The 19181-nt window shown below is 70.5% G+C and carries 19 protein-coding genes and 1 tRNA gene; 4 read left to right on the top strand and 16 right to left on the bottom strand.

All coding sequences use genetic code 11. The annotated features are described in order from the left end of the window. Window positions 1-35 precede the first annotated feature (35 nt). Window positions 36-530 (top strand): hypothetical protein, encoded by a 495-nt coding sequence (locus AB0I32_RS06010; protein ID WP_357503881.1) that lies wholly within the window; start codon window positions 36-38, stop codon window positions 528-530. Here the strand turns inward: AB0I32_RS06010 and AB0I32_RS06015 are convergent. The 5 genes from AB0I32_RS06015 to AB0I32_RS06035 all read right to left on the bottom strand — a co-directional run bounded on the left by AB0I32_RS06015 (window position 505) and on the right by AB0I32_RS06035 (window position 3688). Beyond that, a complete protein-coding gene (locus tag AB0I32_RS06015) occupies window positions 505-1953 on the bottom strand; it encodes an FAD-binding protein (RefSeq protein WP_357503883.1) in 1449 nt (482 codons plus the stop codon). The two genes, AB0I32_RS06010 and AB0I32_RS06015, sit on opposite strands and share 26 nt — an antisense overlap. Before the next feature lie 92 nt (window positions 1954-2045). Continuing rightward, the gene (locus tag AB0I32_RS06020; RefSeq protein ID WP_357503885.1) at window positions 2046-2564 is read right to left on the bottom strand and encodes a TrmH family RNA methyltransferase; all 519 of its coding nucleotides are present in this window, start codon (window positions 2562-2564) and stop codon (window positions 2046-2048) included. 106 nt (window positions 2565-2670) lie between these two features. After that, window positions 2671-3147: an SRPBCC domain-containing protein gene (locus AB0I32_RS06025; protein ID WP_357503887.1), complete on the bottom strand. Its 477-nt coding sequence runs from the start codon at window positions 3145-3147 to the stop codon at window positions 2671-2673. Then, entirely contained in the window at window positions 3144-3473 is a 330-nt protein-coding gene (locus AB0I32_RS06030; protein WP_357444642.1) for a metalloregulator ArsR/SmtB family transcription factor, read from the bottom strand. The genes AB0I32_RS06025 and AB0I32_RS06030 overlap by 4 nt, the downstream gene beginning before the upstream one ends. Window positions 3474-3615: 142 nt before the next feature. Continuing rightward, a tRNA-Lys gene (locus AB0I32_RS06035) sits at window positions 3616-3688 on the bottom strand. A gap of 221 nt (window positions 3689-3909) precedes the next feature. On the opposite strand from AB0I32_RS06035, the gene AB0I32_RS06040 reads away from it, so the two are divergent. Continuing rightward, the gene (locus AB0I32_RS06040; RefSeq protein ID WP_357503889.1) at window positions 3910-4194 is read left to right on the top strand and encodes an iron-sulfur cluster biosynthesis family protein; all 285 of its coding nucleotides are present in this window, start codon (window positions 3910-3912) and stop codon (window positions 4192-4194) included. Between the two features lie 134 nt (window positions 4195-4328). On the opposite strand, the gene AB0I32_RS06045 is transcribed toward AB0I32_RS06040, so the two are convergent. Next, window positions 4329-5096 (bottom strand): M50 family metallopeptidase, encoded by a 768-nt coding sequence (locus AB0I32_RS06045; protein WP_357503891.1) that lies wholly within the window; start codon window positions 5094-5096, stop codon window positions 4329-4331. A gap of 192 nt (window positions 5097-5288) precedes the next feature. On the opposite strand from AB0I32_RS06045, the gene AB0I32_RS06050 reads away from it, so the two are divergent. Next, a complete protein-coding gene (locus AB0I32_RS06050) occupies window positions 5289-6791 on the top strand; it encodes a DEAD/DEAH box helicase (protein ID WP_357503893.1) in 1503 nt (500 codons plus the stop codon). Window positions 6792-6928: 137 nt separating this feature from the next. Continuing rightward, window positions 6929-7327, top strand: a complete 399-nt coding sequence (gene msrB, locus AB0I32_RS06055; RefSeq protein ID WP_108495362.1) for a peptide-methionine (R)-S-oxide reductase MsrB — start codon at window positions 6929-6931, stop codon at window positions 7325-7327. Window positions 7328-7342: 15 nt separating this feature from the next. On the opposite strand, the gene AB0I32_RS06060 is transcribed toward msrB, so the two are convergent. The 10 genes from AB0I32_RS06060 to mshD form a co-directional block, all read right to left on the bottom strand. Then, window positions 7343-7900 carry a MarR family winged helix-turn-helix transcriptional regulator gene (locus tag AB0I32_RS06060; RefSeq protein ID WP_357503896.1) on the bottom strand — a complete coding sequence of 186 codons (558 nt, stop codon included), beginning with the start codon at window positions 7898-7900 and terminating at the stop codon, window positions 7343-7345. A gap of 141 nt (window positions 7901-8041) precedes the next feature. After that, a complete protein-coding gene (locus AB0I32_RS06065; protein ID WP_357503898.1) occupies window positions 8042-9658 on the bottom strand; it encodes an MDR family MFS transporter in 1617 nt (538 codons plus the stop codon). After that, window positions 9655-10158, bottom strand: a complete 504-nt coding sequence (locus AB0I32_RS06070) for a MarR family winged helix-turn-helix transcriptional regulator (protein ID WP_357503900.1) — start codon at window positions 10156-10158, stop codon at window positions 9655-9657. The genes AB0I32_RS06065 and AB0I32_RS06070 overlap by 4 nt, the downstream gene beginning before the upstream one ends. A gap of 198 nt (window positions 10159-10356) precedes the next feature. Beyond that, on the bottom strand, window positions 10357-11799 hold the full coding sequence (locus tag AB0I32_RS06075) for a sugar porter family MFS transporter (protein ID WP_357503902.1): 1443 nt from the start codon (window positions 11797-11799) through the stop codon (window positions 10357-10359). A gap of 62 nt (window positions 11800-11861) precedes the next feature. Then, window positions 11862-12866: an inorganic phosphate transporter gene (locus AB0I32_RS06080; RefSeq protein ID WP_357503904.1), complete on the bottom strand. Its 1005-nt coding sequence runs from the start codon at window positions 12864-12866 to the stop codon at window positions 11862-11864. 1 nt (window position 12867) lies between these two features. Further along, window positions 12868-13485 (bottom strand): DUF47 family protein, encoded by a 618-nt coding sequence (locus AB0I32_RS06085; protein ID WP_116673298.1) that lies wholly within the window; start codon window positions 13483-13485, stop codon window positions 12868-12870. Window positions 13486-13819: 334 nt separating this feature from the next. After that, window positions 13820-14419: a hypothetical protein gene (locus tag AB0I32_RS06090; protein WP_357503906.1), complete on the bottom strand. Its 600-nt coding sequence runs from the start codon at window positions 14417-14419 to the stop codon at window positions 13820-13822. An 82-nt stretch (window positions 14420-14501) separates the two neighbouring features. Beyond that, window positions 14502-15515: an NUDIX hydrolase gene (locus AB0I32_RS06095; RefSeq protein ID WP_357503908.1), complete on the bottom strand. Its 1014-nt coding sequence runs from the start codon at window positions 15513-15515 to the stop codon at window positions 14502-14504. A gap of 17 nt (window positions 15516-15532) precedes the next feature. Next, a complete protein-coding gene (locus tag AB0I32_RS06100) occupies window positions 15533-17830 on the bottom strand; it encodes an RNA degradosome polyphosphate kinase (RefSeq protein ID WP_357503923.1) in 2298 nt (765 codons plus the stop codon). 258 nt (window positions 17831-18088) lie between these two features. After that, the gene (mshD, locus tag AB0I32_RS06105) at window positions 18089-19078 is read right to left on the bottom strand and encodes a mycothiol synthase (protein WP_357503910.1); all 990 of its coding nucleotides are present in this window, start codon (window positions 19076-19078) and stop codon (window positions 18089-18091) included. Window positions 19079-19181 lie beyond the last annotated feature (103 nt).

Below are 19181 nucleotides of genomic sequence, written 5' to 3' on the forward strand. Positions count from 1 at the left end.
GCGAATTCCCAGCGCCTGGTGGTTTCATGTCCGCCATGGTCCGATCTGTCATCACCGCCCCGGCCGGCTTCCGGGCCCGCGGCGCCCTCGTCGCAGTTGCCACGCTCGTCCTGCTCGCCGGCTGCTCGGCCGGCGGTGATGCCGACGCCGGTGCGAGCGCGTCGCCGTCGGGCAGCACGAGCACGGCACCCTCGGCGAAGCGCGACCCCGATGCGCCGCTGGACGCCAATCAGGCGTGCGCCGCGATGTACGTGGACAACGACAAGACGCTCGAGGAGCGCATCGGCACCGCTCTTGTCGGCGCGAGCGACGGGCTCGACGGCCAGGCGGCCGACCAGATGCACGCGACGGCGATGGAGCTCGGCCGGCTCGAGCCGCGTGTGCCCGAGGAGTTCAGGGGCCCGGTCGAGAAGATCCGGGTGCCGTTCCTGCAGCTGCAGGAGTCGCTCGACCTGGGGGAGGGCGAACAGGTGGAGCTCGACATCGCCTCGACGGTCGAGGGGCTCAAGGAGTACCAGGAGCTCTGCTGACGTCCTCGAAGACACCCTGACCCGGCGTGAGCACCCGGCGGGGGTCGTACTGCTCCTTGGCGCTGCGCACGGCGGGCCAGCGCTCTCCGTAGTGGGTGCGCCAGTCGGCGGGGGTCAGGCGCAGCGCGTTGACCGGATAGCTGGTGCCGCCGACGGCGCGGACCTTGGCATAGAGCGCGTCGTTCTCGGCGATGAGGCGCTCCGCCTCGGCGTCGTCGGGCGGGCTCACCGCGCGGAGCAGCGCGAGCAGGAAGAACACCGGGCCCTCTGGGACCATCACCTGCGGGCGGGTGATCAGCGACCGGGTGGTCGGGTAGAGCAGGGCGACGCCGCCGGCGTCGGCGGGGGTGAGGGTGGTCAGGAGCTCCGTGACGACGTCGTCCGTCGCCGCGTCCGGGACGAGCACGTTGAGCCACGGTCCGGGCAGCCGGAGTGCCTCGATCTGCTCGACGGTCTCGTAGATCCGGTTCAGCCATTCGAAGTACGGCAGGTCGGCGACGTCGACGCCGGAGGGGGCGAGACCCGCGAGCAGGGCGTCGTCGTCGGGCGGCTCGCTCGTGAACCAGGCCCCGCCCTCCAGGACGAAGACGAAGCCGTCGTCGTCGGTGGGGACGAGCTGACCCTCCAGGTAGTCGAAGCGGCCGTCGGCCAGAGCCGTACGCTGGGCGGCCGTCAGGTCGGTGACCAGCGGGTATGTCAGCGTGTAGACGCGGGCCATGGCCGGGGCAGGCACGAGCCGGACCGTGGCGCGCACGATGACGGCGAACTGGCCGAGCCCGCCGAGCACCGCGTCGAACAGCTCGCGCTCGTGATCGGCGGAGCAGGTGACGAGCCGGCCGTCGCCCGTGACCACCTCGAGCTCGAACGTGTTGTCCACGAGCAGCCCGAAGTGCTGTGAGGCGCCACCGATCCCGCCGACGCACAGCGTGCCGCCGACCGAGAGGCCGAGGTAGTCGGTGGTGACCGGTGGCGCGACGCCGACGGCCAGCGCCGCGCGGACCAGGTCCAGCCACTGGACGCCGGCGTCGACCACCGCCCGGTCGGGCGTGATCTCGTGGATCGTGGCGAGCGTGCGGGAGTCGATGACGATGCCGCAGTCGGCCTGCGCCTGGCCGAACGTCGAGTGGCCCTGCCCGCGCACGGCGACCGTGAGTCCGTGCTCGTTCGCGAAGCGCACCACGGTGACGACGTCGCTGACCGAACCCGGCCGCAGCACCGCACGCGGGCGCCGGTGGACCAGGTGCCCGTAGTCGGTGGCCGCCTCGGTGAGGGACGCGTCGTCCGTGACGAGCTCGCCGTCGAGGGGAGGACTCGGGACCGCCCCGGTGTTCTCCGGGAAGCTGGTGAGCCACTGTGACGTCATCGGATCGAACGCGACGACGGCAGCGCCTGCCAGAGTTGTGCGGCGGTCGAGCTGTGTCATGAGAGCCCCTCAGCGTCGGGTGGGCGACCACGGTACCGGTCGCGGAGCGCACGGTGGTGCGCATTCCGTGGACGAATTCCGTGGACGACCTGTCACGACAGGCCCGCGAGCCGGTACACGACGAGGCTGCCGGCGACCGCGACGTTCAGGCTCGCACCCCAGCCGGTCATCGGGATCTCGACACACTCGTCGACGTCCGCGAGCACGTCGTCCGGCACCCCCTGGTGCTCGTGCCCGAGCAGAAGGACCGTGGGGTTCCGGGCGGGTTCGAGGCGCGGCAGGGGCGTCGCGCCGTCGGCCAGCTCCACGGCGACGAGCCGGAAGCCACCGTCCCGCTGCTCGTCGAGCCAGCGTTCCTTCGACGGCGCCACCCAGTGGATGCAGGGTCGCCGCCCGCGCAGCGTGTCGCCCCTGGCCAGCGCTTCCTTGTAATGGGGCGTGCGGGGGACTGCCAGGCAGGCGCCGACGGCGTCGCACGTGCGCAGCAGGGTCCCGAGGTTCGCTTCGTATGCGACCCAGAGCGGAGCGACGACGAGATGGCCCCAGCAGCCGTGCTGCCTGGTGCGTCGTCGTCGGCGGAGCTCGGTCGGCTTCGACTTGGACCCGCTCACCCGATGGTGGCGGTGTCTCCCGGACGAATGAACATGAGGGGGTGCCTTTCAGCGGCGGCACCGGTCCATCGACAGCGGCAAAGGATTCGCCGCGGGATCGCTGACGCTACACCGCGGGAGCGGCGCTGACCAGGCGCGCGAGCTGGGCGGTGGTCGAGCCCCAGCCCTCGGCGAAGCCCAGCTCGGCGTGGCGGGCGCGGTCGGCCGGATCGCCGTGGCGCACGGTGACCCGGTAGTCGGTGCCGTCCGGGTGGTCCCGCAGCACGACCTCCGCTGTCATCGGGACCGGCGCCGGGCTCGTCGGGCGCCACTCGCTGGTGATCGCGTTGGTGAAGACCAGGCGCTCGTACTCGTCGACGGCCAGGAAGCAGGCGTCCAGGTGGGGCACGAACGCCTCGCCGTCGTCGCTCATCAGCGTGACGAAGCCACCCCCTGCGCGGACGTCGAGGCGCTCGACGCGGCACCGGGTAGGGGCGGGGATCCACCACTGCGCCAGCTTGGCGGGCTGGGTCCAGGCGTCCCACACCTGCTTGCGGGGCGCGCGGATGATGCGGTCGATGCTGAGATCGAGCTCGGGGTTCATGCGTTCTCCTCGGTGACGAACTGCTCCAGGCGGTCGGTGCGGCCTGTCCAGATCCTGCGTTGCTCGGCGAGCCAGTCCTCGACGAGCGCGAACTGCTCCTTGTTGAGCTCGCAGGTGCGCACCCGGCCTGACTTCGCGGTGCGGATCAGGCCGTTCGACTCGAGCACCCGCACGTGCTTCATGAACGACGGCAACGTCATCGGGGCGTCCTTGGCGAGATCGCCGACGCTCGCGGGCCCGCGGCCGAGCCGCCGGACCACCGCGCGCCTGGTCGGGTCCGCGAGGGCCACGAAGACGCCGTCGAGCACTGCTGAATGCTGAGCCATGTGGCTAAGTATTAGCGCAGTGAGACACTTAGCGCAATGGCTAAGTGTTGCCAGGGCGGCCCGGTGATCACGGCGCTCGCGGAGGCCTTGCAGGGCGGAAGGTAGTGCGCGGACCATTCGGCCGGTGAGGGCACTACGACGGTGGGCCCCCCGGGGATCGAACCCGGAACCCGCGGATTAAAAGTCCGCTGCTCTGCCAATTGAGCTAGAGGCCCGCATGCCCGGCATCCGGGCGCGCGAGTAGAAAGCCTACCGGTCAGGTGCGGTGAGGTCGTAGACACGGCCGAGCGGGGCACCGTACGTCTTCGCGTGGCGTCTGTCACCCGCTGTCTCACTCACCGGGAGATTTCACCCTAAATGCGTCTCACGCTTGCGCTGTGCCGGTGGGCTTGGTTCGGTGGACGAGACCGCGGAGAACCAATCTGAGGAGCTCAACGTGCTCACCGTGACTGACAATGCCCGTACGGCCGTCCAGGACCTCGCTCAGCAGGCTGGTGTGCCGGTCGAGGGCGGACTGCGCATCGCGCAGGCGTCCGGCCAGCCCGGCAACTTCGAGCTCGCGCTGGTTCCGGCCCCGCAGCCCGACGACCAGGTCGTCGACGCCTCGGGTGCCACCAACGTGTTCGTCGAGGCGGAGGCTGCTCCTGCCCTGGACACACTGACGCTGGACACCGACCCGGGTGCTGAGGGTCCGGGATTCGTGCTCACGCCCACGCCGTGATCCCTGGCGCCCCTGACCGGGCGCCAACCCAAGCAAGTTGAAGTCCGCTTGTACCAAGCGATGAGGCCCGGAACTCAAGTGAGTTCCGGGCCTCATCGCTTGGTACAGCGGACCTTCTTGCGGTCGACAGCTCGTCAGAGCGCGACCCCGAGGATCCACGCGCCGCCGAGCGCCAGCGCGCCCAGGGTGACGAGCAGGAACATCGCCACCCAGAACAGCCCGCCGACGCCGGTCAGGCGAGCGAGCATGTCGGCGTCCGACGTCCGGGCCTGACCGCGGGAGCGCTGGATCTGGAGCTCGAACACCGGGCGTACCGCGCCGAGCAGGAGGAACCACGTCACCGCGTAGGCGACGGCGCTCTGCACCTCGGGCTCCAGGAACCAGGTCACGAAGACGAGCGCGGTGCCGCTGACGAGGATCGACCAGAGGCCGAACCAGTTACGGATCTGCAGGAGCAGCAGCGCGAGGAGTGCGACGAGCAGCCACAGCAGCCCGACGGCGTAGCCGAGCTTGAGGAGCCACGCGGCCCCGAGGCCGATGAGGCCGGGCCCCACGTAGCCGGCGAAGGCGGTGATGACCATGCCAGGGCCGCGGGGCTTGCCACGCGACACGGTCAGGCCGGAGGTGTCGGAGTGCAGCCGGATGCCTTCGAGCTTGCGGCCCGTGAGCAGGGCGCCGAGGCCGTGCGACGCCTCGTGGGCGATGGTGATGACGTGCCGCGTCACGTGCCACAGCGGCCGGTACAGGACGACGATCAGAGCGACCGCGCACATGCCGAGCACCATCAGGTTCGACGGCGGGTCCACCGGGGTGACCGCGTTGGTCCAGATGGTGCCGAGCACGTCGCCGATGGCGGCGAACGGTCCGGCCGAGCTGGTCGCTGCGGGAATCATGCGCCACATAGAACCACACAGAACGTGACGTTCGCCGCAGCCATCGGTCACGAGGACGTGAGATAGTGGGTGGTCGTGGGCGGCTCCATCCGCCCGACGTCGTGGCCCCGGCCCGGGTTAGCACCCCGCCGCCCGGTGTGAGAGCACGGCGGACAACCGGCGCGATCCGCGCCGCCACCGAGCCCGAGAGGCCCATCTCCTTTGACTACGTTTGCCGACCTCGGTCTGCCCGCGCCCATCCTGCGCGTACTGACAGACCGCGGCATCACTTCGCCGTTCCCCATTCAGACGGCATCCCTGCCGGACTCCCTCGCCGGCCGCGACGTGCTCGGCCGCGGCCGCACCGGCTCCGGCAAGACCCTCGCGTTCGCACTGCCGGTCGTGACGCGTCTCGCGACGTCCGGCGCTCGTTCGGCCGCCGCGGGACAGACACGTCGCGCGTCGGGCCGCCCCCGCGCACTGATCCTGGCCCCCACGCGTGAGCTCGCGAACCAGATCGACGAGTCGATCGCGCCGCTGGCGCAGGCCCTGGGTCTGAAGACCACCACGATCTTCGGCGGCGTGGCGCAGTCGCGCCAGGTCACCGCGCTCAACGCCGGCGTCGACATCGTCATCGCCTGCCCCGGCCGGCTCGAGGACCTGCTCGGCCAGCGGCACCTCACGCTCGAGGACGTCGAGATCACCGTGCTCGACGAGGCCGACCACATGGCCGACCTCGGGTTCCTGCCCGGCGTGAAGCGCATCCTGGACCGGACGTCCGCGAAGACCCAGCGCCTGCTGTTCTCGGCCACGCTGGACAACGGCGTGGACGTGCTGGTCAAGCGCTACCTGAACCAGCCGGTCACCCACTCCGTGGACGACGCCGCCGCGCCGCCCCCGCAGATGACGCACCACATCCTCGCCGTCGCCGACAAGGACGTGAAGAAGAACGTGGTGCACCAGCTCGCGCAGGGCACCGGCCGCCGCGTCCTCTTCATGCGGACCAAGCACCAGGCCAAGAAGCTCGCCAAGCAGCTCACCGCCGCGGGCGTGCCCGCCGTCGACCTGCACGGCAACCTCGGCCAGGGCGCGCGTGAGCGCAACCTCGCCGCGTTCTCGTCCGGCGAGGTCCGGGTGCTCGTCGCGACCGACATCGCCGCGCGTGGCATCCACGTGGACGACGTCGAGCTCGTGGTGCACGTCGACCCGCCCGCCGAGCACAAGGCGTACCTCCACCGCTCAGGGCGGACGGCGCGTGCCGGCTCCGGCGGCGACGTCGTGACCATCATGCTGCCCGAGGAGCGCGGCGACGTGCGTGACCTGACCCGCAAGGCGAAGATCACCGCCCGCCCGCAGGACGTCCGTCCCGGCGACGCGACGGTGACCAGCCTGGTCGGCGAGGTCGCGCCGTACGTCGAGTACGTGCCGCCGGCCCCGCAGCCGGTCCGCCAGAGCCAGCCGCGCAAGCAGGGTGGGCGTTCCCGCTCCGGCGCACAGGGCACCGGTCAGACCGGTGGTCAGGGTGCCGGGCAGGGCGGCGGCCGGCAGAGCCAGCCGCGCAGCCAGGGTGCCGGCCAGTCGACCGGCCAGCGCAGTGCGGGCCGTCCGGCGTCGGGCGGCGGACGGACCGCAGCCGACCACTTCCCGCGGACGGACGCCGCGGGTGCTCCCCGCCGTCGTCGGCGTGGCGGTCGTGGCCGCGGGGCGAGCACCCCGAACGCCTGACCTCAGCACCGCGAAGTAGAGCGTGTGTCTGGTCTCCACCGGGTAACCACCAGGGGAGACCAGGCACACGCTCTCTTTCGTGGTCAGGTGGGAACAGTGAGTACCAGCCCGGAGTTGCACAGCGCGGAGGTGTCGAGATGACTTACAAGATTTCGAAGTCCGACCAGGAGTGGCGCGAGCAGCTCTCGTCCCAGGAGTACGCGGTGCTGCGCCAGGCGGGCACCGAGCGAGCGTGGACGGGCGAGCTGCTCGACGAGAAGCGCACGGGTGTCTACCGGTGTCGCGCGTGTGACGCCGAGCTGTTCCGCTCGGACACCAAGTTCGACTCGCACTGCGGCTGGCCGTCGTTCTACAGCCCGCTCGCGGGGGACTCGGTCGAGCTGATCGAGGACCGTTCGCTCGGCATGGTCCGCACCGAGGTGCGCTGCGCCACGTGCGGCTCTCACCTGGGGCACGTCTTCGACGACGCGCCGCAGACGCCGACCGGCGACCGGTTCTGCATGAACTCGGTGAGCCTCACGTTCGAGGAGAGCTGACCACCGGCGGACCGGTCAGTGGCTCTGCTTCCACGCGACGATGTCCGCCGAGTAACGGTTGAGGAGCCTGGCCAGCTGGCTGACCTCTTCGGTCTCCCAGGTGGCCAGCGCCCCCTCCAGCATCGCCACCCGGCTGGAGCGCGCCCGGTCCAGCCGGGCGGCGCCGTCGGGCGTGAGGGTGATGCGCTGTCCGCGGCTGTCGTCCGGGTCGACGGTGCGTTCGACGAGGCCGAGCTCAGCCAGGCGGCTGAGCTGCCGCGACACGGTGGCACGGCCGACACCGAAGAAGGTGGCGAGGTCGGAGCCCCGCGCGCCCGGCCGTTCGGCGACGTGTGCCAGGAGCGGGTACGCGCTGGCATCCAGCTCGGGATGGACCCGGCGCGCGATCGACGTCCCTGAGGACTGGGCGCGGCGGATCAGCAGCCGGATCTCCCGCTCCAGGCCCTCGAACGGTCCCAGGTCGGTCCCGTCCTCAGCGACCGTGCCGTCGACGACCGCGTCGTCGGCATCCTTGCCGGCGGCGACCTGGTCGTCGGGAGCGTCCGCGCTGGACCTGTCTTCACTCGGGAACATTCGCCAATGATGACGTGTCAGGCCCTCGGAGCACAGTCCATGGGCCCGAAATCCCCCGATGCGGCGCTCCGTCGGTCGAGCCTGACGAGACCTGGGTCTCGTCAGGCTCGACCAACGGGCGGGCCCAGCCGTCCCGGTCGGTCAGCTCGCGGCCGGTTCCAGGTCCTTCAGCTGGTCGATGCCCGAGCGGTGGCCCAGCGGGACCTCCTTGATGAGGGAGACGCAGAGCAGCGCGATCAGGGCCAGCGGCACGGCGGCGAGGAAGATGTCCGCGATGCCGTTCGCGTAGGCCTTCTCGACGACCTCCACCAGGATGTGCGGCAGTGTCGCGAGGTCAGGGAGGGTGCCGCCCCCGGAGGCGAGCGCCGACGGGTCGATGCTCTGCTTCGCGAGCTCCGGGGCGATCTCGGTGATGCCGTCCTGCAGGCTGGTCTTCACGCTGTGCCCCAGGATCGCGCCGAGCGCCGAGACGCCGATGGCGCCGCCCAGCGAGCGGAAGAACGTGACGGTGGACGTACCCGATCCCGAGTCCTTGATGTGCAGCGTGTTCTGCGTGGCCAGCACCATGTTCTGCATGAGCATGCCGACGCCTGCGCCGAGCACGAACAGGTAGATCGACACCAGCACGAACGACGTGTGGTAATCGAGCGTCGACAGGAGCAGCAGGCCGCCCGTCAGGAGCACGCCGCCTGCGACCATGTACGGCTTGTACCGGCCGGTCTTGGAGATGAGCTGCCCGCTCACGGTGGAAGACAGGAACAGGCCGACGACCATCGGGATCGTGTACAGGCCCGACTCCGTGGGCGTCATGCCGCGCGAGAGCTGCATGTACTGGCTGAGGAACACCGACGAGCCGAACATCGCGACACCCACGGCGACCGAGCCGATGACGGCGAGGACTAGCGTGCGGTTCTTGAACAGGTACATCGGGATGAGCGGGTTCTTGACCCTCAGTTCCACGAGCACGGCGACCGCGAGGACTGCGAGCGAGCCGCCGACCATGGCAGCCGTCTGCCAGGACACCCAGTCGAACTCGGTGCCCGCGAAGGTGATCCACAGGAGCAGCGTGGCGATGCCGACCGAGATCAGCGTGGCGCCGATGACGTCGATCCGCGCCGAGCCGCGGGGCCGCTTGGGGAGCTTGAGCGTCATCTGGAGCACGATGATCGAGGCCACCGCGAACGGCAGGCCCACGAAGAAGTTCCAACGCCAGCTGATGGCGTCGGTGAGGAAGCCGCCGAGGATCGGGCCGCCGACCATGCCGATACCCATGATCGAGCCCATGAGGCCCATGTACCGGCCGCGCTGCCGCGGGCTGATGATGTCGGCGATGAGCACGGCGGACAGGGACTGCAGCCCGCCGGCGCCGATGCCCTGGAAGGCGCGGAAGGCGATGAGCTGGCCGGTGTCCTGCGCGAACCCGGCGGCGGCCGCGGAGAGCACGGAGATGATCAGCGCGATCTGGATCAGCGTCTTGCGGTTCGTGAGGTCGGCGAGCTTGCCCCAGATCGGGGTGGAGATCGTCGAGGTCAGCAGGGTGGCGGTGACCACCCAGGTGAAGGCCGACTGGTTGCCCTCGAGGTCGGTGATGATCTTCGGCAGCGACGACGAGACCACCGACATCGCCAGGACCGAGACGAACATGCCCAGCAGGATCCCGGACAGGGCCCGGAGGACCTCGCTGTGCGTCATGGCGGGTGGTTCGCCCTGGAGGTGGTCGGGCTCGACCACGGTGGACTGGATGGTGGGGCTGGTCATGCAAACTCCTGCTGGTTCTGGGGTGATCTCCGGTGCGCCGTGTCCGCGCTGATGGTGTCGACGAGGCGGTGCAGCGTGCGGGTCGCCTCGGCGAGGTCTTCGGGCGACCAGGCGGCGAACGCCCGGTCGATCAGGTTCGTGTACTGCTGGCTGGCCTCGGCCGCCAGGGCTCGCCCGGCGTCGGTCAGCTCCACCGTGCGGACCCGGCGGTCCTCGGTGTCGACCGTGCGGACGACGTATCCGGCGTCGGCCAGCGTGCTGACCTGACGGCTCGCGACCGAGAGGTCGACGCGCAGGTGTGCCGCGAGGTCGGTCAGGGAGGTCGGGCCGCACTTGGCGAGCAGGTGCAGCACGGCGACGCCCGCCCGGGGCCAGTCGAGCTCGTGCGCGATCCGTGCCGCCGCTTCCCGCTGGGCGCGCGAGAGGCTCTGCAGCGCGGAGATCAGGGTGACGGCCGGAGCTTCGGTGCCGGACGGCGCGCGGCTGGGTGGGGAAGTCATCGGTGCCTCACGATTGATTGCTTAGAGCAACTATATGAATAATGGTTGCCCAACGCAAGCGTTCTGCGGGCGTCGTTCGGCCAGCCGGTGTGTGACCTGCGTGACATGCCGTCAGAAGGACAGCCCGGGACACGAGAACGGCGCCGTCCCCACCCGTGGTGGGGGACGGCGCCGTCGTCGGTGGTCGGTGTGCCCGGGTCAGGCCTTGGTGCGGCCCTGCTCGACCATGTCCTCGAGCTCCATGCCCTTGGTCTCGGGCACCTTGGTGAGCACGAAGAAGAAGCTCAGCGCCGCGAAGGCCGCGTACATGAGGTACGGCACGCTGGCGCCGAAGGCGGCGAGCATCGGCGGGAACGTCAGGGTGATGGCGAAGTTGGCGATCCACTGCATGGCCGCAGCGACGCCCAGGGCGGCGGCCCGGATGCGGTTGGGGAACATCTCACCGAGCAGCACCCACACGAGGGGCCCCCACGAGGCGCCGAAGAAGACGACGAACGCGTTGGCGCAGATCAGGGCGATGACTCCCCAGGGGCCGCTGAGCGAGATGTCGTCGCCCGAGCCGGTCGCCTGGGTGAACGCGATGGCCATGAGGCCCAGCGACACCGCCATACCGGCGGACCCGATGAGCAGCAGCGGGCGGCGGCCCACCTTGTCGATGAGGGCGATGGCGATGAACGTGACCGCGACGTTGGTGACCGACGTGATGGTGGAGACCAGGAAGGCCTGGCTCTCGTCGAACCCGACGGCCTGCCACAGCGTGCTCGAGTAGTAGAAGATCACGTTGATGCCGACGAACTGCTGGAAGACCGACAGCAGGATGCCCACCCAGACGATCGGCTTGAGGCCCAGGGCGCTGCCCCGGAGCGATGCCTGGTTGGTGTTGGCCTCGTCGACCGCGATGCTGTGGTGGATCTGCGCGAGCCGGTCGTCGACGTCCTCGTCGGGGCCGAGCACGCTGGCCAGGACGGCCCGCGCGTCGTCGTCGCGCCCCTTGGCGGCGAGGTAGCGCGGCGACTCCGGGATGCGCAGCGCGAGGATGCCGTAGACGGCGGCGGGAACCACGGCGACCAGGAACATCCAGCGCCAGGCCTCCCAGCCGAGCCAGAGCACGTTGGCGGCGCCGCCGGCCGACTCGGCAAGGATCTGGTCCGAGAGCAGCGCGGCGAAGATACCGACGGTGATCGCGAGCTGCTGCAGCGAGCCCAGTCGGCCGCGCATGGCTGCGGGCGCGATCTCCGCGATGTACGCGGGCGCGATCACGGACGCGATGCCGATGCCCACGCCGGCCATGAAGCGCCAGACGGCCAGGTCCCACGCGGAGAACGCGATGGCCGACAGGATCGACGACACGAAGAACAGGATCGCGCCGATCACCATGACGTGGGTGCGGCCCCAGCGGTCGGCCAGGCGGCCACCGGCCCACGCCCCGAGCGCGCAGCCGAGCAGGGCGATGGCGACCACGATCCCGGTGACCGACGGGTCCAGGGCGAACTGGCCCTCGATGGCGTTGACCGCTCCGTTGATCACGGAGCTGTCGAAGCCGAACAAGAAGCCGCCCACCGCTGCGGCGAAGGCGAGGGCCGTTGCTTTGCGATGGGCTGATCTGGCGCCGGGAGTCGGGGCCGTGGAGGCGGTGCTCATACGATCGATGCTAGATCTCACCCGGTGTAAGTCGCGCGCGGAGCGTTCCTGACGAGGTCAGGTCAGGTCAGGAACGGGAAGAGCGCCCACGTCGCGAGCGCTGCCACGAGGGCTGCGGCCGGGATGGTGAGGACCCACGCGACGGCGATGTTCTTGGCGACGCCCCAGCGCACGGCGGAGAGCCTGCGGGTGGCACCGACACCCATGATCGCCGACGTGATCGTGTGCGTGGTGGAGACGGGGGCGTGCAGCGCGAACGCGTTGACGTAGAGGACGAGGGCCGAGACCGACTCAGCGACGAAGCCGCGGGCAGGGTCGAGCTCGATGATCCTGCGGCCGAGCGTGCGCATGATCCGCCAGCCGCCCGAGTAGGTGCCTGCGGAGATGGCGGCCGCCGCGGAGAGCTTGACCCACAGGGGGATGCCCTGGTCCACGTTGGCCCAGCCCACGGTCAGCAGGGCCAGGTAGATGACGCCCATCGTCTTTTGCGCGTCCTGCAGGCCGTGGCCGAGCGCCATCGCGGCGGCCGACGCCGTCTGCGCGATCCGGAAGCGACGGTTCGTCCTGGCCGGTGCCGCGTAGCGGAAGATCCACATGACCGCGACCATCACGGCGAAGGCGAGGCCGAAGCCCACCAGCGGCGAGATGATCATGGGCAGGACCACCTTGTCCACGATCGCGGACCAGTAGACGCTCATGCCGCCCGCGATGCCTGCGCCGACGAGTCCGCCGATCAGGGCGTGCGTGGACGACGACGGCAGGCCGAACCACCACGTGATCAGGTTCCACACGATCGCCCCGAGCAGCGCGCACAGCACGACGGCGAGCTCGGCGTGCGTGCCGGCGCCCTCGAGGTTCACGATCGACGTCGCGATCGTCTCCGCGACCTCGGTGCCGAGCAGCGCCCCGGCGAAGTTCATGGCGGCCGCCATGACGAGCGCGACCCGCGGGGTCAGGGCCCGCGTCGACACCGACGTCGCGATGGCGTTGGCGGCGTCGTGGAAGCCGTTGGTGAAGTCGAAGCTCAGGGCGAGCGCCACCACGAGGACGACGAGAGCGACCTCCAACTCAGGACTCCTTGAGGGCGATGGTCTCGACCATGTTCGCGACCTTCTCGAAGCTGTCCGCGGCGTTCTCGAGAACCTCCACGATCTCCTTCAGCTTCATGAGCAGGACCGGGTCGCCGGCGAAGTCGTCGAAGAGCTGGGCGAGCAGCTTGCGGTGCAGCTTGTCCGCCTGGTTCTCGAGGCGGTTCACCTCGACCCAGTAGTCGGCGAGCTTGTCCATCGAGCGCAGGCGTGGCATGGCCTCCGCCGTGAGCTCCGCGCACCGCTGGAGCACCTGGACCTGCTCGGACACGCGGTCGGGCAGACCCTCGACCTTGTACAGGACGATGAGCTCAGCGGCCTCGTCCATCTCGTCCATGCAGTCGTCCAGCGCCGAGGCCAGGCCGGAGATGTCCTCGCGGTCGAACGGCGTGACGAACGTCTGGTTCAGGCGGCGCATGATCGAGTGCGTGGCGTCGTCGGCGAGGTGCTCGACCTCGTGCATCTCGTCGGCGAGCTTCTCCCGTCCCGCCCGGTCCGCGCCGAGCAGCTCCGCCAGGAGGGACGATCCCCGGACCAGATGCTGGGCCAGGTCGGCAAGAAGATCGAAGTACTTGGTATCGCGCGGAGTAAGGCGCACGAGGGCTCCCGTTCTAAGGGCTCTGGAACAGGCTCAGCGTAGAGCGCTTGCCGACTATCGCCAATTTGCAAGGTTGCGCTTTGGTAGCCCGTGACAAAGAGCACAGGTTTGCGGGCACGATTCCGTCGACTGCCCTGTCGGCCGGGAAGGGAAGCTGGAGCGACGCCGAACCGGGAGCGCCTCTCGGCGCGGGGCCGCTCGTAGCGGCTTGAGGTGGAGCCCGGGGCATCCGCAGCCCGGCGTCGCTTGCACCATCCTAATCGCGTGCGGGGATCTGCCAAGGGGGTCTGACGTCACAGCGCTGTGGGCGAACGCCACTTGACAGGCTGGGGGCCTACTCGAGAGAGCCGGTGCGCCACAGGCCTCCGGCCCGCTCCAGCTCCTCCGCCGTGCGCAGCAGGGAGCTCGCGCTGCGGGTCATCCGGGTGGCGCCGGTGGGGTCGGCGACCTCGCGGGAGTCCGCGTCGAACGCGGCCCCGGTCGACAGGATGCGGCAGAACGCGCCGGCCCGTTCGAGGGCGACGGCGAGGTCGCCGGTGAAGACGCCGGAGAGCACCGCGTCGGCGAGGATCTGCAGGTCGCCAGGTTCCGGAGGGCTCGGGACGCCCGCGACGGCCTCCTGGACCGGGGCGGCTTCCACACCGAGCCGATACCGGAGCATGACGGTAGGCATGTCGCGGCGCACCCACTCACGCAGTACGTACAGCCGCCAGAGCGCGCCGGGCAGCGAGACGGCCGCGGCGTCCGCCCACAGGCCCGCCACCGTGTCGAGGCCCTCGGTCTCCACGAGGCGGATGAGCCGTTCCACCACAGCTGGGTCCTCGGTCGTGCGCGCCCGGTCCACCAGCGCGCGTGCGGTCGCGTGCGCCACCTCGTCGCGCATCGCGGGGTCCACCTCCCCCGGAAGCGCGTCGGCGTCCCGGGGGTCCAGCATGGCCGGCCGCCTCGGCGGTCGTTGGTCGCTGCTCATGGTGACCGATAGTGCGCCGAAGTAGCGCGTGTGTCCACCACCATGGTCACCAGACCAGCGGACTCACCTTCTCGGTGGCCACCACCAGGGGTCCTGAGGTGGTGTCGGCGACGTGCGCGACCAGCAGCTCCCCTGGCTCGAGGAACGGGTCGGTCGACGGCAGCCCGCCCGCCACCGCGCGCGAGGCGTGCCTGCCCAGCACGTCGAGCACCGTCGGGAGGACCGGGCGGTGGGTGCAGATGACCGACGACTCGGTGGTCTCCTCCAGGAGGGCGCGCACGGTGGCCGCGACGCGCGACGGCGACCGTTCGTGCTGGGCCTCGGTGAGGTACTCGCTGTAGCTCGGCCGCAGGCCCGCGGCCCGCACGTACGGGTCGATGGTGGTCGCGCACCGCTCCCACCGGGAGCTGATCACGTGCTCGACGCCGTAGGCCGCCAGCACCGGGACCAGCGCTGCCGCCTGGCCGTGCCCGAGCGGGGTGAGCGGGCGGTCCCGCTCCGCGCCGTGCCAGCCGGTGCGTGGCACGGCGCGACCGTGCCGCGCGATGACGAGCGTCCGGGTCTGCAGCACCCCCTCGGCCTCGGCGGCCACCAGGGCGTTCAGCGGGCCCCGGTCCGACGTCCGGGTGAGGCGCTGCTCGGCCTCGTCCACGTCGAACCACTCGGTACGGTCGACCTCGTCCCGGTCGACCGGTGCCAGGGGAGCGCGCGCCGTGAGCGCCGCGCTGTCATGTCCCTTGCGCGCGCGCCGCGACGCCCAGTAGTGCACGCGCTTCACCGTGCCGTCGGGGGTCAGGTACTGGAGGCCCGGCAGGGGCCTGCCGAGCACAATCTCCTTGCCCGTCTCCTCGCCGACCTCACGGATCGCGGCGCCCTGGAAGGACTCCCCGACCTCGAGCTTGCCCTTGGGCCACGACCAGTCGTCGTACCGGGGGCGGTGCACCAGCTGCACCTGGAGCGCGCCGGAGCGACGGCGCCACACGAGCCCCCCGGCGGTCATGACGACCGGGGTGTGCAGACCTGCGGCGGGGGAGGCCGCCGTCGTCGTACCGGTGCCCACGACCGACCGCCGTCCCGTCACCGGACGGGCTCGAGCCGACGGCGCTGCCGCTGGATCAGGACCGCCTGCAGGTCACGGAGGCCGTTGCTCTCCGCGCCCGCGTTCGGCCGTTCCCAGCTGCCGTCGGGCAGGAGGTGCCACGACGCCGTCGTGTCGGCCATGGACTCGTCCAGCAGACCCAGCAGCTCGCCCACGTGGTTCGGGTCGGAGATCCGGATGAGCGTCTCGACCCGGCGGTCGAGGTTGCGATGCATCAGGTCGGCCGAGCCGATGAACACCTCGGGGCCGGACTCCGGTCCTTCGGCGAGCGCGGGGCCCACCGAGTTGGCGAACGCGAAGAGACGCGAGTGCTCGAGGAAGCGGCCGAGGATGGAGCGCACCCGGATGTTCTCGCTCAGCCCGGGCACGCCGACGCGGACGGCGCAGATGCCGCGCACGACGAGGTCGACCTGCACCCCCGCCTGGGAGGCGCGGTAGAGGGCGTCGATCACCGTCTCGTCGACCACCGAGTTGATCTTCATCTTGACCCAGGCCTCGTGGCCCGCCCGGGCCGCGGTCGCCTCGCGCTCGATGCGTTCCACCAGACCCGATCGGACGGCGCGGGGCGCCACGAGCAGGCGGTGGAACGTCGACTTCGGTGCGTACCCGGAGAGCTGGTTGAAGAGCCGGGTCAGGTCCTGGCCGACGTCGGAGTTGCAGGTCAGCAGGCCGTGGTCGGTGTAGAGGCGCGCCGTCTTTGGGTGGTAGTTGCCCGTGCCGACGTGGCAGTAGCGCAGCAGCGAGCCGTCGGGCTCCTGGCGCACCACGAGCGACAGCTTGCAGTGCGTCTTGAGGCCCACGATCCCGTAGACGACGTGGACGCCTGCCTCCTCGAGCTTGCGCGCCCAGGAGATGTTGGCCTCCTCGTCGAACCGGGCCTTGATCTCGACCAGGGCGAGTACCTGCTTGCCGGCCTCGGCGGCGTCGATCAGCGCGTCCACGATCGGCGAGTCGCCCGACGTCCGGTACAGGGTCTGCTTGATCGCCAGCACGTGCGGGTCGGCGGCTGCCTGCTCGAGGAACGTCTGCACGCTCGTCGAGAAGCTGTCGTACGGGTGGTGCAGCAGGATGTCCCGACGGCGGATCGCGGCGAACACGTCGGTCGGCTTGGAGCTCTCGACCTCCGCGAGGTGCCGGTGCGTCGAGGGCACGAACGGCGGGTAGTGCAGCGACGTCAGGTCGAGGTCGGCGATGAGGTTGAGGCCCGTCAGGTCCAGCAGCGCTGGCAGCTCGTAGACCTCCTCGTCCTTGACCCCCAGCTCGCGGACGATCAGGTCGCGGATGCGCGGGCTGATGTCCTTCGCGATCTCCAGGCGTACGGGCGGCCCGAACCGGCGTCGGAGGAGCTCCTTCTCCATGGCCTGGAGGAGGTTCTCGGCGTCATCCTCTTCGACGTCCACGTCCTCGTTGCGGGTGACGCGGAACGTGTGGTTCTCCCGCACCTCCATACCGGGGAACAGGTAGTCGAGATGCTGCGCGATGACCTCCTCGAGCGGCACGAACGAGAGCGGGCCGCGCTGCGGGTCGGCCTTCTTGGTGCCGGGGCGGCGCGGCTTGCCCGACGCGTCCACCGCGATGAAGCGGGGCAGCAGCGGCGGCACCTTGACGCGCGCGAAGTGCTCCTTGCCCGTCGCCGGGTTCGCGACCACCACGGCCAGGTTCAGGGAGAGACCCGAGATGTAGGGGAACGGGTGGGCAGGGTCCACCGCGAGCGGGGTGAGCACGGGGAAGATCTGCTTGCGGAAGAACTTGTGCAGGCGCTCCTGCTCCTTGGTGTCGAGCTCACCCCAGTGCACCAGCGTGATGCCCTCGCCGGCCAGCGCGGGCTGCACGTCGTTCTCGAACACGCGCGCGTGCCGCTCCATGAGCGCGTGCGCCTCGTCCGAGATGCGCGACAGCGCCTGGCGCGGGCCGAGACCGGACGCGCTCGTGACGGCGATGCCGGTGGCGATGCGGCGCTTCAGGCCGGCCACTCGCACCATGAAGAACTCGTCCAGGTTGGACGCGAAGATCGCCAGGAAGCGGACGCGCTCCAGCAGCGGGATCCGGGGATCCTCCGCGAGCTCCAGCACACGCTGGTTGAAGGCGAGCCAGCTCAGCTCGCGGTCCGCGAACCGGTCGACGGGCAGCGGCCCGCCGAGCACCGGGTCCAGCAGGCTCGTGCCCTCCGGGCTCTCCGCGATGTGCTCGGCGATGTGCGCGGCCAGGCTCGCGTCCAGGGAGTGCGGGTCCATGATGTCGTCCGCCGAGGCGCCTTCCGGGGCCGGCACGGGCATGGGCGACGGCCCGGCGGCCTGCTTGGTCTTCTCCGCCACCTCGGCGGTCGCCAGCCTTTCCGCGGTCTTCCCAGGACGGTCCCGGTGTCCGTCGGGCCCGCCGTTCATGCTCTCGGTGCTTGTCGTACGAGGGCTCTGCTTCATGAATCGGCCGTTCTTGTCCCTGGTCCTGGCGGAGGTGTTCCCAACACTGTCCTTCATGTCGTTCATGGTGTCACCGTTCGGTACACAGTGGGTGACGCTCTCGGAGAGCGTTCGTCACGGGCGGGCATACTGAACGTGTACGGCGGCCCGCGTGAACCCGGACCGCTCGTACGTCGCGAGAGCTGGCGCGTTGTCCCCTTCCACGTACAGCACGGCGCGCGTCGCGCCGGTACGTGCGAGGTGCGCCAGCCCGACATCCGTCATCAGCCGGCCCAGGCCCTTGCCCTGATGGTCCGGGTCCACACCGAGGACGTAGATCTCGCCGTCGCGGACGCCGTCCGGCCGGCCCGGCTCGACCTTGGTCCACTGGAAAGCCACCGGATCGGCGCCGGCCGCACCGTCGGCGGAGTCCTTGCTCGTGCCCTCGCCCGTGCTCTCGGGCACGAGCAGGAAGAAGCCCTCGGGGTCGAACCACTCCTCGGCCTGGCGCGCGCGCAGGTCGTCGAGGGTCATCCGGCCCTGCTCCGGATGGGTCGCGAAGGCGCGGGCGTTGACGCGGAGCCAGGCGTCGTCGTCGACCCCGGGGCGGAACGTGCGCAGGTGATAGCCGGCGGGCGCCGTGGGCAGCTGCGGCGCTGCGGACTGCTCGAAGGTCCGTGCAAGGAAGAGGAGCTCGCGCACCGGGTGCATACCCGCCGCCCGGGCGAAGCCGCGGGCCGCCTCCAGGTCGCCGTGCGCCCAGACCCGCAGCTGCTTGCCGTGCTGGCTGGGCTCGCCCGAGCGGGACGGGAGTGTCGCGTCACGTTCGGCGGTCTTGAGGAGCATGCGGCCGCGCCCGTTGCGCCGGTGTTCCGGATGGATCACCAGCTCGGCGCTCGCGGTCTCGCCCGAGCGGTCGACCTGGACGTAGCCGATGGTGCTGCCCGACGTGGTGTGCGCCACGACGTGCGTGATCCACTCCGCGTCCGTCCCCAGGTTGAGCAGCGGCTGCTCGGAGAGCGGCGCTACGCCGTCGTGGGACTCGGCTGCGGCAGCCAGGTCTCGGACGGCCTGCTGGGCGGCGGCGTCGAGCGGGCCGATCTCGATGGGGGCAGCGATACGCATACGCCCATCTTCTCCCGCTGGTCGAGCTTGTCGAGACCAGGTATCTCTCCGCGTGTGGAGGCCCCGTCGATGCCCGGGGTCAACACGATCCCCAGGAGCGCGG

Source organism: Promicromonospora sp. NPDC050249 (genome assembly GCF_040656015.1).
In the GTDB taxonomy this organism is placed as follows: domain Bacteria; phylum Actinomycetota; class Actinomycetes; order Actinomycetales; family Cellulomonadaceae; genus Promicromonospora.

What these genes read in the sequence shown, in the direction of transcription:
- AB0I32_RS06010 (WP_357503881.1), top strand. Translation starts at nt 36, where the DNA reads ATGGTCCGATCTGTCATCACCGCCCCGGCCGGCTTCCGGGCCCGCGGC.
- AB0I32_RS06015 (WP_357503883.1), bottom strand. Translation starts at nt 1,953, where the DNA reads ATGACACAGCTCGACCGCCGCACAACTCTGGCAGGCGCTGCCGTCGTC.
- AB0I32_RS06025 (WP_357503887.1), bottom strand. Translation starts at nt 3,147, where the DNA reads ATGAACCCCGAGCTCGATCTCAGCATCGACCGCATCATCCGCGCGCCC.
- AB0I32_RS06030 (WP_357444642.1), bottom strand. Translation starts at nt 3,473, where the DNA reads ATGGCTCAGCATTCAGCAGTGCTCGACGGCGTCTTCGTGGCCCTCGCG.
- AB0I32_RS06045 (WP_357503891.1), bottom strand. Translation starts at nt 5,096, where the DNA reads ATGTGGCGCATGATTCCCGCAGCGACCAGCTCGGCCGGACCGTTCGCC.
- msrB (WP_108495362.1), top strand. Translation starts at nt 6,929, where the DNA reads ATGACTTACAAGATTTCGAAGTCCGACCAGGAGTGGCGCGAGCAGCTC.
- AB0I32_RS06060 (WP_357503896.1), bottom strand. Translation starts at nt 7,900, where the DNA reads ATGTTCCCGAGTGAAGACAGGTCCAGCGCGGACGCTCCCGACGACCAG.
- AB0I32_RS06065 (WP_357503898.1), bottom strand. Translation starts at nt 9,658, where the DNA reads ATGACCAGCCCCACCATCCAGTCCACCGTGGTCGAGCCCGACCACCTC.
- AB0I32_RS06070 (WP_357503900.1), bottom strand. Translation starts at nt 10,158, where the DNA reads ATGACTTCCCCACCCAGCCGCGCGCCGTCCGGCACCGAAGCTCCGGCC.
- AB0I32_RS06075 (WP_357503902.1), bottom strand. Translation starts at nt 11,799, where the DNA reads ATGAGCACCGCCTCCACGGCCCCGACTCCCGGCGCCAGATCAGCCCAT.
- AB0I32_RS06090 (WP_357503906.1), bottom strand. Translation starts at nt 14,419, where the DNA reads ATGCTGGACCCCCGGGACGCCGACGCGCTTCCGGGGGAGGTGGACCCC.
- AB0I32_RS06100 (WP_357503923.1), bottom strand. Translation starts at nt 17,830, where the DNA reads ATGCCCGTGCCGGCCCCGGAAGGCGCCTCGGCGGACGACATCATGGAC.
- mshD (WP_357503910.1), bottom strand. Translation starts at nt 19,078, where the DNA reads ATGCGTATCGCTGCCCCCATCGAGATCGGCCCGCTCGACGCCGCCGCC.